Origin of the sequence: Bacillus sp. AFS012607 (assembly GCF_002558005.1) — a bacterium.
GTDB lineage: Bacteria > Bacillota > Bacilli > Bacillales > Bacillaceae_G > Bacillus_A > Bacillus_A thuringiensis_S.
The window spans coordinates 1-282 of the sequence record NZ_NTVM01000127.1; the positions used below are offsets into that span (position 1 = coordinate 1).

The following is a 282-nucleotide window of genomic DNA, read 5'->3' on the forward strand; positions in this document are numbered from 1 at the left end:
TTTCTTTTCCTCTTCACTTACCGTAGATTGTTGAATATCTCGTTTCTCTAATTCTTTAACCTCTTTCATTACGTTTTTATTTCCTTGCGTTTTAGCGAAGGAATAACAATCTTCATATTTTTTTAGATTTACAAAAGCTTCAACAATGAGTTTTTCACGTCTACCGTCCATATTGACTTTCCCCTTAAGCTTAATTACCTCCTCATATTTCTTATTAAGTGCTGCCTTTTCAAAGTCGATTACATCATTTTTGACATCAATATCATTGATTTTATTCATGTT

At 30.9% G+C, this 282-nt stretch carries 1 pseudogene; it reads right to left on the reverse strand.

The features are described from left to right. A pseudogene (locus CN409_RS31245) lies at window positions 1-282 on the reverse strand (hypothetical protein); the annotation flags it as partial.